This window comes from Labilithrix luteola (genome assembly GCF_001263205.1).
Lineage (GTDB): Bacteria > Myxococcota_A > Polyangia > Polyangiales > Polyangiaceae > Labilithrix > Labilithrix luteola.
Genome location: NZ_CP012333.1, coordinates 1,233,951 through 1,247,816, shown reverse-complemented (window position 1 = coordinate 1,247,816; position 13,866 = coordinate 1,233,951). Strand labels below are relative to the sequence as shown.

Sequence of the window (13,866 nt, the reverse complement as noted above, 5' to 3'; positions counted from 1 at the left end):
GCGCGCCGTCAATTGGCGGGAGCCTCGGGGGGGCCGCCGAAGGCGACGATCACGGTCGTCGAGTTGAAGAACGCGTCCGCGTCGCTCACGTTGCGCGCAATCTCGCCGTAAACGCACGAGCCGCCGATGGGCGCGCCGATCTCGTGCCGTATGGTCGAGATCTCCTCCGCGAAGGCGGGGCCTGTCGCGAGTCGGCCCGAGCAAGGGAAGACGAGCGCGCCTGCAATCGGACCGTCGACCCGGCTCCGCGCGAGAGCCGCGGCCTCGCGTGCCGCGCGCACGCTGTCTTCCGGCTTCGTGTTCATCACGCGAACGTGCGTGCCTTCGGCGATCGAGGCCGAGAGCGTGACGCCGCCATCGTCGGCGATCGCCTGAGGGGCGCGTGCGACGAGCTCTCGCTCGCATGGTGGCGAGCTCTGTCGAAGCGGACCGGGAACGATCCCGAGGTCGTAGTGGTTCGCGAGGTAAAACGCGACGTCGCGATTGTCCGCCGGTGGCTCCGCGCCCGCCTGCCGGGCATCTTCGAGCCACACGTCGAGCGCAGGTCGGTCGTCGAGCGACACGAGTACGCGACCCTCCATGCGAGTGACGGTTCGGATCGGACCGACGGGATGCGAGCCGTGTCGCGCGGCGATACCGATCGCGCGCTTCGAGAAGATGCCACAAAGGACCACGGCGGCAGACCGGAGCTCGCCCTCGGCGATGACGAGGGCGCGGTCGTCCATCGCAAGGTCGTCGCCGGTCAGCCCACCAGCGAGCTGCGCTCGAGCTCCTGCGCCTTTGCGAACGGCGGCCGCGAGGCACTCTCCGTCGATCGACAAGCCCGGCGCGAAGACGAGGCACGCGTAGTTCTCGTACCCCCGGCTGGCGGCCTCGTCGGCATCGCGCGCGATCTCTTCCGCGATGGGAACGACCTCGAGCAGATCGGTCGAGCTCACCTCCACCGAGCGAACGCTCACGTCGAGGTCGTCACCGCCGAGAAGCACGACCGAGACGCCAAAGGGCGCATCCGCGCGTGGGCCGAGCACACGTCCGCCAGACGTTCCCCCGACGAACGCGACCGGACCCGTCACCGCATGGACGGCACGCACGACCTCGTCGACGTCTTCGTATTTGCGAGAGGCAAACACCACGGCGAGCGTCGGCGAACGCCCATCCAGCCCCTTCATTGCTTGTTGGGCCGCCTCGCGACCCGCCAAAGCCGCAGACGCGGCCGTACTCACGCCACTGCCGAATACAAACATCACTCCCGCCCCGGAGGCTACGCGTGCGGACACCTCGCTCCGTCGTCAAGGCGACGAGGCCTCGCGACGATCACGGCACGAGTAAGAGAGTCAGAGTCCGAGCACGCCCAAGAACCATGGCCATGTGCGCCGCGACCCACAATGCTTGACTTTTGGGCCGCGCACCGCGATTCGTTCGGGCAGCGTTCGAGCCCCCAAGCTCGAGCGAGACCTCCGAACCGTCGTGCTCCTCTTCGATGCCGCAGCCTGAAGGATCGTCGCCTCACCCGTCGTCCGCACTCGCGCTGCTCCAGCGCCGCGGCCCATTGCTCCTCGGCATCGCTCTCGCCGGAGTGCTGGGCTCGTTCGCCACCGCGGGCAATGTTCCGCGCGATGCTGCCGAGCTCGCGCGTGAGCTCGGCGAAGCGTCAGGCGTTTCCGTGGAGCCGGTGGACATTCGCTGGGAGCCCTCGGGCGGCGCTGCCTCCGATCTCCTTCTCGGTCGCTTCGTGCTCTTCCTCGGAAGCGACCGGCCGGGTGGCCCGCGTGACCTCTACCGTGCGCGCGTGCGGCTCTCGCCCGAAGGGCATCCGCTCTCGGTCGGTTCGGCGCACAACCTGACGTCCACGCCGCTCGGCGACGATCACGCGCTCGTCGTGAACGGCACGCACGTGGCCTACGCAACCTTTGCGTTCGGTCAGGAACAGAGCGTGACGGTTCTCGACGTCGCCGGTGAAGGCGCGCAGAACGTCACGACCAAGCTCCATGACCGCCTGATGGCGTGGGTCACGAACGTCCAGCAGACGGGAAGCGGCGCAGGCATCGCACGTACGGACATCACGCTCGAAGCGCCGGCTCAGCGCGTTGGTCTGGCCATGGGCGAACAGTCGCTCGACATCACCCTCGCCGACGATCCGCGTTCGAACGATCGCCCTCGGCTTGCACGGCTCGATCTCGGCAAGGGCGAGCTCGCGAGCGGTGCCGTGGCCGGCCTTCATGCCGAAGCGGGCCGCCACCTCCCCAAGCGCCTCGTCTTTTGGGCGGTCGACACCGTGCGCGCCGTTCCGTGGATTGGTCCGGCGCCGATTGCGTGGCTCGAAGAGAAGACGTTCGCTCTGCGGGATACGCTCAAACAGACGGCGTTCAAGGTAACGTCGGGCGGCGATGATGCGCTCGCCACCGATGGGCCCGCGCCGATCGCGCCGAGTGTCCTCGATGGTTCTCAAGCAGGCGCCGACGTGGGCCACTGGCCACCCGCATCGATTCGTTCGATGTGGAAGACGCCCGAGCCTGGCGAAGGCGAGTGGGAAGCGCCGAAGCAGCCCTGGGTGAAGAAGATCCCTGTGCCTGCGGGGGCCGAAGCCGCGCCTTCCGCCTTCTATCGGACGTTCGTGCGGCCCGACGAGGAGCGGCCTTACGCCAAGGTCCTTCTCGTCGCGATGGACATGCGCCAGCTCGACCTCGAGATGGAGGCTGGCAACGAAGATCCGAAGCCACTCACCGGTCCGCCCGGCGCCGGCCGCATCCCGCGCGACCCCGCCGTCTACACGCGCATCGCCGCGGCGTTCAACGGCGGCTTCAAGACCGAGCACGGCAACTACGGCATGATGCTCAAGAAGCGCGTGTTGCTTCCGCCCGTTGCCGGCGCCGCGACGGTGGTGGTCACGAAGGATGGCCGCGTCGGCATGGGCTCGTGGGGCACGAACAAAGACGTCGGCGGTATCGCCGATCTCGAGAGCGCCGACATTCTCTCGTTCCGCCAGAACCTCGATCCCCTCCTCGACCACGACAAGGTCAATCCGCTCGGTCGCGCGCAGTGGGGCTTCACGCTGCCGGGCACGAGCATGCAGACGGAGCGCTCGGGTATCTGCGTCAACGGCGCGGGCCACCTGATGTACGCCTGGGGCGACGACGTCAGCGCAACCACGCTCGGCAAGGCCATGAAGATGGCCGGATGCATCTACGGCATGCATCTCGATATGAATCCGCATCACACGGGATTCATCTTCACCAACATTACCGAGCTCAAAGGTCGTAATTACAAATCGGAGCTCCTCTCCACGCAGATGGAGATCGATACGGCGCGCTACATCGAATACGCGCCGAAAGACTTCTTCTATCTGACCCTCCACGATCCCACGCCTGCTGCGCTCGATGGCGCGAAGTGGGAACCGGACCCGGGCGTTCAGCCGGCGCCGGCCTGGATGCCCGGTCTGTGGCGCGCGAACACGGCGGCGGGGCTCGAGGTGTTCGAGATCGAACCTGCGCGCGCGACGTTCCGTGCAAGAGCGGGCACCAAGGAGCCGGATGCGAAGACCGGTACCGCCCGCGCGCACGAGCTCGACGCCGACGACGCTCATCGCGTCATCCTCGCGTTGAACCTGGGAACCGCCGAACCGAAGCGCACGCGTGGTCTCGTCACCGATGGACGCGTGGCGCTTCCGATGTCGAATGGCGACCGCATGGGCGCTCTCGTCACGTCCGAAGACGGTCAGCTCTCGATCGTGAACGCCAAGGAAATTGGCTCGGTGCCCGCACACACGGACGTCGTGGAGCTTCCACTCCTTCTCGACGAAGGCAAAGAGATCGCCGGCCACGCCCGTGCGGTCGCGGCGCTCGGACTCGGTCCGCAAGGGAAGGTTTTGGTCGTTCGCTCCAAGGCGCCCACCAACACCAGCGAACTCGCCGCCGTGTTGATGCATGCAGGCTGCACCCGCGCCGTCGTTCTCGACCGCGGAACGGGCACCCCAGGTGCCATGTTCCGGGCCGGCACGCCCACGCCGCCGCGTTCGCGTTACGAAGACACTACGCTGTACGCCATGGGCAAGCCGCTCGTGCCGCGCGGATTTCGATTCGAATCGACACATCCGGTCGAACCGCCTGCGCCGAAGAAGAAGTAAGAGTCGTCGTTCAAGGAGCGCGGTTTGCCGCTCGCCAGGTCTGGAACGCCGGCGACGCTCTCAGATCCTGGAAGTCACCGAAGCTCGGATCCTCGGTGAGGATCCGATCGACGATGAGATAGGCATCGTGGTCGCGGCCCGCCTTCAAGAGAATGCGGACCTTGGTGTCCTTGATGTAGCCCGTCATTCCTCCGACGGAGATGGCGCGGTCGGCGACGGAGATGGCGCGTTCGAGCTCTCCGCGCTCCATGAGCATCCAGGCGAGGGCATTGCCGGCGCGTCGCGTGACCTCCTCCTGGAAGGCACCTTCGTTCGTGAAGTGCCAGATCATGCCGGGAGCCGGCACGCGCTCGAGGGCGATGGTGGCGTAGTGGATGATCTTCTCGCCGAGCGCCTCTTTCTCTGCGCCGGTGGAGCGCAGTCTCGTATGGCCCATCGCATCCACGAGTCCGTAGAGCGCGTAGAGCTCGTCGTAATCCGAGAAGCAGGCGCCGGGCGTGCAGAGGGCCAGCGCCGCCTCGAACCCGGCCACCGCGCCGGGCTTGTCATTCGACGCATTGCCGGCGGCCGCCTTCACCAACGCGTGGACGGCCTTCCAGTTCGGGTCGTCGACGTCGAAGCGCGTTTCGACGTTCCGCAGATCGAGCTTCACCCGAGGGAAGGTGGTGCGCAGGCGCTCGAGCGTCGTCTTGTCGAGTTTCGTATAACGGAGATCGACGAATTCGAGTTTCGTGAGCGCGAAGAACGATTCGGGCAATCGGGTGAAGTCGTTGAAGGAGAGATCCATCACCTTCAAGTTCGGCAGCTTCGCGAAGGCGTCGTCGGGGAGTGCCTGCAGCGCGGGCCGGATGACGGCGCCACGACTCTTCTCCTCGCCGTACCGATCGATCCCGAGGTGCTCGAGCGTGGTGATGGCCCAGACGCCGTCGTAGAGGGCATGAGGCGCGTACTTACCCGTATTGCTGGCGCCGCCGGCGATGTGGAGCGCGCGAAGCTTGGGCAGACGATGGAGCGGCGGAAGACGCTCGAGGTGACCGAGCGACCCATCGAGGTTCAACGTCTCGAGCTCCGAGAGATTGGCGATGTCGTCGGGCACGTCGGAGATGGCGGCGCTCGAGATGTCGAGCGAACGGAGCTTGGAGAGGCGCAGAATGGCACGCGGGAACGGCGTGAGCTTCACCCCGCCGCCTGGTTTGAAATAGCTGATTTCCAGCTCTTCGAGGTTCGCCGCGTCGCCGAGCGCATCAATGTCCGCTCCCACCAGCATGTTCGCGCGCAGCACACGCAACGAGGGGAGGCGTGCGATGACCGGAGGAAGAACGTCGAACGGATTTCTCGATAGGTCGAGCGTGGTGAGCTTACCGAGATCCGCGAAGGCGTCGGGCAAGGCTTCGAGCCCGGTCTCCGCGAGGTCCAGCGATTCGAGCTCGGTGAGCTTCGCGATGGAGTCGGGGATGGTCCCAAGGTCGTTTCCTCGCAGCGAGAGACGCTTCAGGCCTCGTAGCTCCACGACGCGCGCTGGAAAGCCGCGAAGCTTCTTCTGCGAGAGATCGAGCTCTTCGACCGGTGCGCCCGCCGCGATGAGCCTCTCGATGCTCTCGAGGGCAAGCTGGTGGCTCGGGCGAACGCCGGGCCGGAGCACATCGTGACCCTCTCGCAGAGCCTTCTGGACCTTGCGCTCGTCGATGCCGGAATCGTCGAGCCACTCGGGAAGGAAGACTTCGCCGAGCTCGCTATCGTCGAAATCGACCGGGCAGGTCATCCGGTGAGGATCGCCGCAGACGAGTGCCTCGGGCGCTGAATCGAACTCCATGTTGAAGTAGAGCGTGTTGACGATCATTTTCGCCTTGGTCGTTCCACCGACCTTCAAGTAGCCGCCGTCGTCTCCGTGGTGACCCTGGATGGCGTTCTCGACCTCGAGACTTCCGCGCACCACGATGGTGGGGCAGCCCTGCAGGAGGAGGTTCTTGCAACGCATGTTGCCGGTGACGAGGACGAAGCACCCCGAGCCGTAGTCGCACCAGTCGACCGTGCCATCGACGATCAGGTTGCCGTCGACCACGATGTTGTAAGGATTCCAGTCGACGTCGCTCTCGGACTCGAAGTCGCCTTGGACGCGCAGCCCGCCTTTGTACAGGCGCTGCTCCTGCTCGTCGGCGAAGTCCGCAAAGGGGTAGTCCACCTGAGTCGAGACGGAGTAGTCGGCTTCGATATGCTCGGCGGATACGACGGTGTATTCGGTCATCGTGCCTGGCTCCTTGCGGCGTAAGAGTGCCGTGATTCCGCTCGGAGGACACCTGTCAGGGAGGGGGAGTAGCGCCAAAGGAGACGCGCTCTTCGGAATGTTTCTTTCCGCAACGCGCGCAAGGTCGTCCCGGTGGTGGATCGACCGTGAGCCAATTTCGCGCGCTCGATCGTTCCGCGAGCTGGAAAGCAGCCTGATTTCGTCACGACCTTTCACGGTCGAGATGGCACGTAACGTGTACTCGGCTTGCCTACATGCGTGCCCGCATCGCGATCATCACCGCATCGATCCTCACCGCATCGGCCGGAACGTTCCTGGCCGGTTGCTCGGTAAATGGCGATGACGACGGCGCGGGCACGAGCGCGGCGGCGATCACGGATGCATGGAGCAAGACGCTCACGTGTGACGACGGAGCGGCGTTTCTCGATACCGACGACAACGACGCGCGTCACGCGCAGTTCGTGGTTCGCAACCGAGACATCGTCGGTTACCTGAGCTCGAAGGTGAACCACATCCAGAACGCAAACCGCGAGGTGATCCTGCAGGGATACACCACGGCGCCGATCGAAACGGTCGACGACTTCGAGACCTTGACGGACTCGACGGATCGCTTCGACACCTGGAAGAACTTCGACAGCACGGTGATCGTGCGCGTAACCGCGTCGGCTCACCGCGAGCTCGACGGCCGCGTGCGCCTGGCCTTCGACGAGGTCACCACGCACCGTAGCTGCAGCGGCTACGTCGACGAGATCTACTGCCGTAACGGCGAATGGTCGGAGACGTACGAAGTGCGCGAGCTCGCCAACTGGGTATTCCAGGGCTGCCACTGACTCACGAAACCGCGCCCTCCAGCGGAGGGATTCGCTACTGACAGGGCGGGAGGCCGAGCGTCTGGATCCACTGGCGCACGAGCGCCACGCCGCGTTTGTCCGTGATCGAACGTCCGATGAGCGGCATCATCGCGCCCACGTCTTCCGTGTTGATTCGGAAGTAGAGAATCGACTGGTCGGGATTGCCCGAAACGATGTCGTACGTGAGGCCACCCGTGCCGGCTCCGGCGCTTCCTGGGCGCTTGCACACGCCGAGGTGGAAGACGTCTGTGTTGTCGTGATTGAGGAAGAGCTGCGATGTAGCGCCCTGGATGGCATTGGGCTTGTGACAATGCGCGCAATTGATGTCGAGATAATCGCGCGCCGCGCGTGGAACGTCGGCGGGGGCAACGTTGTCGACACCGTCGACCAGGTACGGGTGGAGATCGTACGCGGTATAGAACGAGTCGAGCGGCGGAAGTCCTTGGAGCTGGCCGAGGTCGGCGAGATGGGTCAGCTGATTCTTCGAGCCCACGGTGCCGCCGTAGTCGTAGTCGCGATTCAGATATCGCGCTTTCGCGCCGAGGAGGACGACGGGGGGCAGCGGTGAATCGCCTTGCGGTGCGGCATGGCAATTCACGCATTGGTTGTGTTGAGGAACGAGGTAATTCGCCGTTTCGGGAAGGCCCTCGGGGTCGATGAACGAGATCGGCGTGACTTCACCGGCGGGGCTGAGCACCGCGTCCTTCTGTTCGGCGTCCCAGATGTAGGGCCAACCCTGCCAGCCGGTCTCGTAATGGATGAGGAGGCGCGTCTCGATGAGTCGGAGATTCTGGGTTGGCGCGCGAAAATCCGCGGGGAAGTAGAAGTTCTTGATGAAGACGGTGCCGACCGGGAAGTCGAAGGCATCGTCGGGCTGGAATTGGCCCGCCATTCCCGGGGGCACGTAGACCGCGCGCTGCTTGAGGGCGTGATCCGAGAAGAGCTGCACGTTGAGCTCGTACGGAACCACGGCCTCGTTGAAGGTGAATCCCGTGGTGCGATCCCAGTGGAAGAAGTTGAACGCCGAGAGATTCTTCGGCAGCGGCGCCGAAAGATCGACGTGCACCGGGGCGAGCACGCCCGGCGCACCGCCGCTGCTCTCGGTCCCGCTTGCACACGCAGCGAAGAGGGCTGTCGCGAGCGCCACGGCGAGCGCTCGCGTGCCCATCGACGGGAACGACTTCACGGCTGGTTCGCAGGAAGCGTGGGCGCCTGGATCGGATTGCCGTTCAGCGTGGTGCAATTGAACTGACCGAAGGGCGGGCCGCTGAAGCGCAGGACGGGTGAGGTGCCGAGCGTCTGCGCCTGTTTCGCGAGATCCAGGCTGCCGAACGAGCCGTTCGTGTTGCCGCCGACGCAGATATGGTTGTCGTTCGTCGTGAGGTCGGTCTCGCCGATGGTGTCGTAGACGATGCTGTCGACGGGCTGGCCCTTGTAGATGATCGAGAGCACGAGGCCGATCTGGAGCGGATTGGCGAGGTCGGGCGCCGTGCCCGAGCCGGAGTGCTTGTTGCCGGAGACGACGATGTTCTCGAGACGGAACGTCGAGACCTGGTCGTTGACCGGATTGCCGTTGGCGTCGAAGCCGGGGAGCAGATTCAGATCTTGCCAATCGCCGACGAGCGAAGTCTTCGGCAGACTCCAGAGAACCTTGTTCTGCTCGATGACGAGGCCGCTCACGAGGCCGATGTCGACCGTGTTGTTGTTCTGATAGGTGTTGTTCGCGATCTGAACGCGGCGCGAGGCCATGGCGAAGGTGCCCGTGCCCACCGGCACGCTCGCGACGGTTCCGCCTGCCGCGAAGTTCTTCCCGTTGTTGTTGCGAATGATGTTGTCGTGGATGTTGACGTCGCGGCCTGGGATTGGGTTTCCCGGTAGGTCGAACACCACGATGCCGGTGGTGTTGTTCTCGGCCGTATTGCCCGAGACATCGGCGAACTCCGTGTTCTCGATCTCGAGGCCGGCCACGTTCCCGGTGACCGTGTTGTTTCGAACGACCGCATTCTGGCACTGGCCGACGTAGAGACCGGCGTCGGCCGCGCGTTCGGCGAAGCTGTTCTCCACGAGAACGAACTTCGACTTGACGGGATAGATGCCATACGCGCCGTTGGTGGAGCTCTCCGGCGTAGACCACGTGGCCTTGACTGCGCGGAAGGTCACGCGCTCGCTACTTTCCACACGGATGCCGTCTTTCTTCGAGTCGCGGACGGTGAGGCCCTGCACGAGAAAGTCGTTGCCGACGACGTCGACGCCGTTGGTCTGCGCCGTCGCAGTCTTGAAGTCGAGTGTCGTGGCGTCGATGCCCTGACCGATAAGGTGAATTCCGTTTTCGCGAATCGTGACCTGGTTGGTCATCGCGAAGGTGCCTTGGCCGAGCACGATGACCGCACCGGGCGTGAGCGCATTGGTGGCGTTCAAGAGTCCCTGCGCATCGCCGCCTGCGACCTGCACGCAGTTGGCGCTGGGGATCGTTCCCGCGCCACATCGTGCGTTGGGGAAATTGGGATCGGCCGCCGAGCCGCCCGTATTTCCGTCGCTGCTGCTACAGCCCGAGAGGCTCGCCATCAGAGCCATCACGACGAACGCATTTCCGTGCAACGAGACGCGCCTGAGCATGATCGAACCCTCCAATGTCGCCAGGCTCGGCCACGCAACGAGGAGAGCGCGCAGCACACTGCTGGTCGGATTGTGAGCGAACATAAGTCGACCGTTCGGACGCGCAAACGGAGCGAAAGTTCGCTCTTTCGCTCCGCAGCGCGCCGCCGTTCGGATCGCTCTTCGAGGAGATCGAGCGCGGAAACGAGTCAGCCCATCGTTGCCATTTGGCGCTCGACCGCCTTCGGATCGCGCTTCCAGAGAGCGACGACGTCGCGTGACACCGGATCGGGCGAGATGTCTTCGATGCCCTGCTGAACTCCGTCGAGGATGGCATTGGCAACGTCGGCAGGGCTCGTCTTGGCCATCTCGATCTCACGGACCATGTCGGTATCGATCGGACCGGGGAAGACGCCGAACACGCGAATGCCCTTGCCCGCGAGACGCGCTCGGAAGCCTTGCGTGACGGAGAAAGCCGCAGCCTTCGACGCGGAGTAGCCGCCGAGTCCAGGCACGTTGCCGAGCGAGGCGACGGAGAGGACGTTCACGAACGCCGCCCCGCCGTTCGCGCCGGCGCGCTCGAGGGCCGGCAGGAACGCCTTGGTCGTGTTGACGAGCCCATAGAAGTTGATGGCGAGGTCTCGCGCGATTTCTTCGGTTGTGCTCGTGAGGGCATCGAACGAAGCGAGGACACCGGCATTGTTGAAGACCATCGTTACGTCGGTCGCGCGTGCGGCGGCGGCTTCGAGGGTCGTCGTGTCGGTGACGTCGAGGGCGAGCGGGACGATCCTGTCGGGGGCCGTCGCGACGAGCGCCTCGAGCTGTTTCGGATCTCGAGCTCCGGCGTAGATGCGCTTCGCTCCGGCCTCGAGGCTCGCGAGGACGAGAGCGCGGCCGAGGCCACGGTTGGCGCCAGTGACGAGAATGACGTTGTCGCGGATGTTCATGACGCTCACTCTGCGCCCCGGCGCCCGGGTGCAGTAGACGGCGCCATCGCAAGGGATTCTTGCGTGCCGGTAAAGAATCGGTGGGCGAACCCGATGGCCTACGAAGGGCTGACGAGCACGCGAAGCACGCGCTCGGGAACGACGGCGCGGCGTCGGACGACGCCCGCACCCGAATGGTACGCGTCGATCATCTCGCCATTGCCGACGTAGAGGCCGACGTGGCCGCGCCACCACAGGATGTCTCCCGCGCGTACGTCTTCGATCGGTACCTCGAAGAGCGCGCGGCCTTGGGCGTCCGAGGTTCGAGGCAGCGCGATGCCGCCCCATCGCCAGGCCGCCTGGACGAGCCCGGAGCAGTCGAAGCACTTTGGCCCGTTTCCACCCCAGCAGTAACGCTTGCCGACCTGGGCTTCGGCGAAGCCGATGACTGCGGACGTCCGCGGATCGAGGGGCGCGTACATCCTCGGGGGTGGCGTGACGTACGCGCGCGGGGCGCGGGAATATCCGCCTCCACAACCGAGAAACGCGAGGCTCAGGCCGAGGGCCGTCACCGCTGCACGAGGAAGGCCGGAGGCTCGTCCAACCATGGAGGCGATCGTGATGAATTTCCCTCTCTCGGGCCAAAGATTTGCCAAAGAGTGCCAATTGGCTCTGCCGTGCTGGCGCAACGAGCCCATCCGCGAGATCCTCGTGGGCGATGAGTGACCTTTCGGACGGCGAGACCACGCAGGTCAAAGGCTCCGGCTCCGCGACCTACACGCTGAAGAACACGGGCGGCATGTACTCGTGCACCTGTCCGGCGTGGATGCACCAATCGATTCCCGTCGAGCGACGCACCTGCAAACACCTGCGCGCATTGCGCGGCGACGACGCCGAGCGCGAGCGCCTCGGCACCGCCGAATTGGCCGGGAAGCCGGTGCGAGCCGCGCGACCGAAGAGCGCCGACGGGCAGGGCGAGGAGCCCGCCGAGGGCGAGGAGCCGCCGCTCTTGCTCGCCCACAAATGGGAAATGGACGTCGACCTCGCTGGCTGGTGGATGAGCGAGAAGCTCGATGGAGTTCGTGCCTATTGGGACGGCAAGCAGTTCCTCTCTCGTCTCGGCAATCGCTTCCACGCACCGGACTGGTTCATCGCCGGATTGCCCGGCACGCCGCTCGACGGCGAGCTCTGGGGAGGACGCAAGAAGTTTCAGCGCACCGTAGGGCTCGTCAAACGCCAGGACAAATCCGACCACTGGAAAGAGTTGCAGTACGTCGTCTTCGACGCCCCGGCGCACCAAGGTACGTTCGAAGAGCGTATCGAGCATTGCCGGGAGGTTCTCGACGTCGCCAAGAACCAATACGCCAGCTTGCTCGCACATGAGCCCTGTCGCGGCGAAGAGCACCTGAAAGAGGAGCTCGCGCGCGTCGAAGGTCTGGGCGGCGAAGGCTTGATGCTCCGCAAACCGAAATCGAATTACGAGGTCGGTCGGAGTTCGACCTTGCTCAAGGTAAAGAGCTTCCACGACGCAGAGGCGAAGGTCGTGGGGCACGCGCCCGGCGCAGGGAGGCACAAGGGCCGACTCGGCGCGCTCATCGTCGAGATGCCGGACGGGACGCAGTTCAACGTCGGTACTGGCTACTCGGATGCGGAGCGCGAGAATCCGCCGCCGATTGGGGCGATCATCACCTATCGGTATCAGGAGTTGTCCGAGGGAGGGGTGCCGCGATTTCCGTCGTACGTTGGCGTGAGGGACGACGTGAGGTGGACGTCGAAGGGGAAGGCGGCAGGGCGAATGTCGGCGCGCGCGGCGGCGTTGGCGTCGGCATCGGCACCCGCGTCCGCGTCCGCGTCCGCGTCAGGGGCTCGGTACTTTGAATTCGTGGAGGGGACGTCGAGCAAGTTTTGGGAGATTTTGCTCGAGGGGGCGAGTTTTACGACGCGCTACGGGAAGATTGGGACCGACGGGCAGTCGGCGACGAAGTCGTTCGCGAACGAGGACAAGGCCAAGGCCGAGCACGACAAGCTCGTGATCGAGAAGACGAAGAAGGGATATCGGGAGGTCAGCGCGCCGTGAACAGAATGGGGCGGACGGCGTTGTTGCCATAACCGCCCACGTTCCATGGTGGCACGTCGGGCTGGCGATGGCCGCCCTCGTCCGAAGCGCGCGAGCGGACGGCGTGACGGCCAGGTTGTTCGACGAGGACGGCCACGTCGAAGCGCGTCCAACCGTGGCGCGCCGAAGGCGTGAGCCTCGTGGGCTGCCAGACGTCGTTTCCGTCGAGCGCCACCTCCACCGACGTGATCGCGCCGTCGCCCGACCACGCCCAGCCCCAGACTGTGAGGGGACCCTTGGCCACCACGGCGTTCTCGGTCGGGTAGACCACGTGCGACTTCACACGGATCGTCGTGACGGGGTGATCGGCGTCGTAGACGTACGCCACGGTCTGATAGTGGCCGTGGAAGGGGATCTTGCGCGCTTCGAGACGAGCGAGCCACTTCACGCTGGCCATGCCGTACCACCCGGGCACGATCAGCCGGACGGGAGCACCATGCATGAGCGGTAGAGGGCGGCCGTTCATCTCCAGGGTCACGAGCGTGTCGGCATCGAGTGCCTTCTCGACGGGGAGCGAGCGTCCGAACCGCCCTTCGACGTCGTAGGCTGCGATTTCGATGACGTCGTCGCGGAGGCCGGCCTTGCGAAGGAGCACTTCGAGCGGCACGCCTCGCCACGATGCCGTGCTCACCGCGCCGTGGTGCCAGAGTTCGCCATGTGGCAGAGGGACCATGTCGACGCGCCCGTTGCCGGCGCACTCGAGGGTCACGGTCACGCTGCGCATCGGCTCTCTGTAGAGTTCGCTCATCGAGAGCTCGAGAGTCGTGGCCACGAGGCCGTCGACGCGCAGGCGATGCGTTCGGACATCGACGTAGGGCGGCGGATCGTGAGAGCGCACGAAGAAGCCTTCGATGGGGGTGATCTCATGGACCACGTCGCCCGGGACGATCTCGAGATTCGTCGGCTCGACCGTGACGACGCGATCCATCGAGCTTGCAGTCGTCTCGACCTCTGCTGGCTCGCTTTGTGTCTTCGTCGCCATTGACGCCGTGGGAGCAAACCGAGTGCCG

The 13,866-nt window shown here is 65.2% G+C and carries 10 protein-coding genes; 3 read left to right on the top strand and 7 right to left on the bottom strand.

Annotation, left to right across the window (positions count from 1 at the left end):
• Nucleotides 1-8: 8 nt before the first annotated feature.
• Nucleotides 9-1,169, bottom strand: a complete 1,161-nt coding sequence (locus tag AKJ09_RS05620) for an FIST signal transduction protein (protein WP_169927278.1) — start codon at nt 1,167-1,169, stop codon at nt 9-11.
• A 311-nt stretch (nt 1,170-1,480) separates the two neighbouring features.
• On the opposite strand from AKJ09_RS05620, the gene AKJ09_RS05615 reads away from it, so the two are divergent.
• The gene (locus AKJ09_RS05615) at nt 1,481-4,123 is read left to right on the top strand and encodes a hypothetical protein (protein ID WP_146646147.1); all 2,643 of its coding nucleotides are present in this window, start codon (nt 1,481-1,483) and stop codon (nt 4,121-4,123) included.
• 10 nt (nt 4,124-4,133) lie between these two features.
• On the opposite strand, the gene AKJ09_RS05610 is transcribed toward AKJ09_RS05615, so the two are convergent.
• Nucleotides 4,134-6,368: a leucine-rich repeat domain-containing protein gene (locus AKJ09_RS05610; protein WP_146646146.1), complete on the bottom strand. Its 2,235-nt coding sequence runs from the start codon at nt 6,366-6,368 to the stop codon at nt 4,134-4,136.
• A gap of 254 nt (nt 6,369-6,622) precedes the next feature.
• On the opposite strand from AKJ09_RS05610, the gene AKJ09_RS05605 reads away from it, so the two are divergent.
• Nucleotides 6,623-7,198, top strand: a complete 576-nt coding sequence (locus tag AKJ09_RS05605; RefSeq protein ID WP_146646145.1) for a hypothetical protein — start codon at nt 6,623-6,625, stop codon at nt 7,196-7,198.
• A gap of 34 nt (nt 7,199-7,232) precedes the next feature.
• Here AKJ09_RS05605 and AKJ09_RS05600 read toward each other — a convergent pair whose 3' ends face one another.
• The 4 genes from AKJ09_RS05600 to AKJ09_RS05585 all read right to left on the bottom strand — a co-directional run bounded on the left by AKJ09_RS05600 (nt 7,233) and on the right by AKJ09_RS05585 (nt 11,348).
• Nucleotides 7,233-8,405 carry an SO2930 family diheme c-type cytochrome gene (locus AKJ09_RS05600; protein ID WP_146646144.1) on the bottom strand — a complete coding sequence of 391 codons (1,173 nt, stop codon included), beginning with the start codon at nt 8,403-8,405 and terminating at the stop codon, nt 7,233-7,235.
• Entirely contained in the window at nt 8,402-9,835 is a 1,434-nt protein-coding gene (locus AKJ09_RS05595; protein WP_169927277.1) for a parallel beta-helix domain-containing protein, read from the bottom strand. Before AKJ09_RS05595 ends, AKJ09_RS05600 begins: the two co-directional genes overlap by 4 nt.
• Before the next feature lie 188 nt (nt 9,836-10,023).
• Entirely contained in the window at nt 10,024-10,761 is a 738-nt protein-coding gene (locus AKJ09_RS05590) for an SDR family oxidoreductase (protein WP_205633611.1), read from the bottom strand.
• 98 nt (nt 10,762-10,859) lie between these two features.
• Nucleotides 10,860-11,348, bottom strand: coding sequence for a C40 family peptidase (locus tag AKJ09_RS05585; RefSeq protein WP_169927276.1), 489 nt, complete (start codon nt 11,346-11,348; stop codon nt 10,860-10,862).
• 110 nt (nt 11,349-11,458) lie between these two features.
• Between AKJ09_RS05585 and AKJ09_RS05580 the strand changes: the two genes are divergently transcribed.
• The gene (locus AKJ09_RS05580; RefSeq protein ID WP_146646140.1) at nt 11,459-12,817 is read left to right on the top strand and encodes a DNA ligase; all 1,359 of its coding nucleotides are present in this window, start codon (nt 11,459-11,461) and stop codon (nt 12,815-12,817) included.
• Here AKJ09_RS05580 and AKJ09_RS05575 read toward each other — a convergent pair.
• Nucleotides 12,804-13,838, bottom strand: coding sequence for a sulfite oxidase (locus AKJ09_RS05575; RefSeq protein WP_146646139.1), 1,035 nt, complete (start codon nt 13,836-13,838; stop codon nt 12,804-12,806). The two genes, AKJ09_RS05580 and AKJ09_RS05575, sit on opposite strands and share 14 nt — an antisense overlap.
• Nucleotides 13,839-13,866 lie beyond the last annotated feature (28 nt).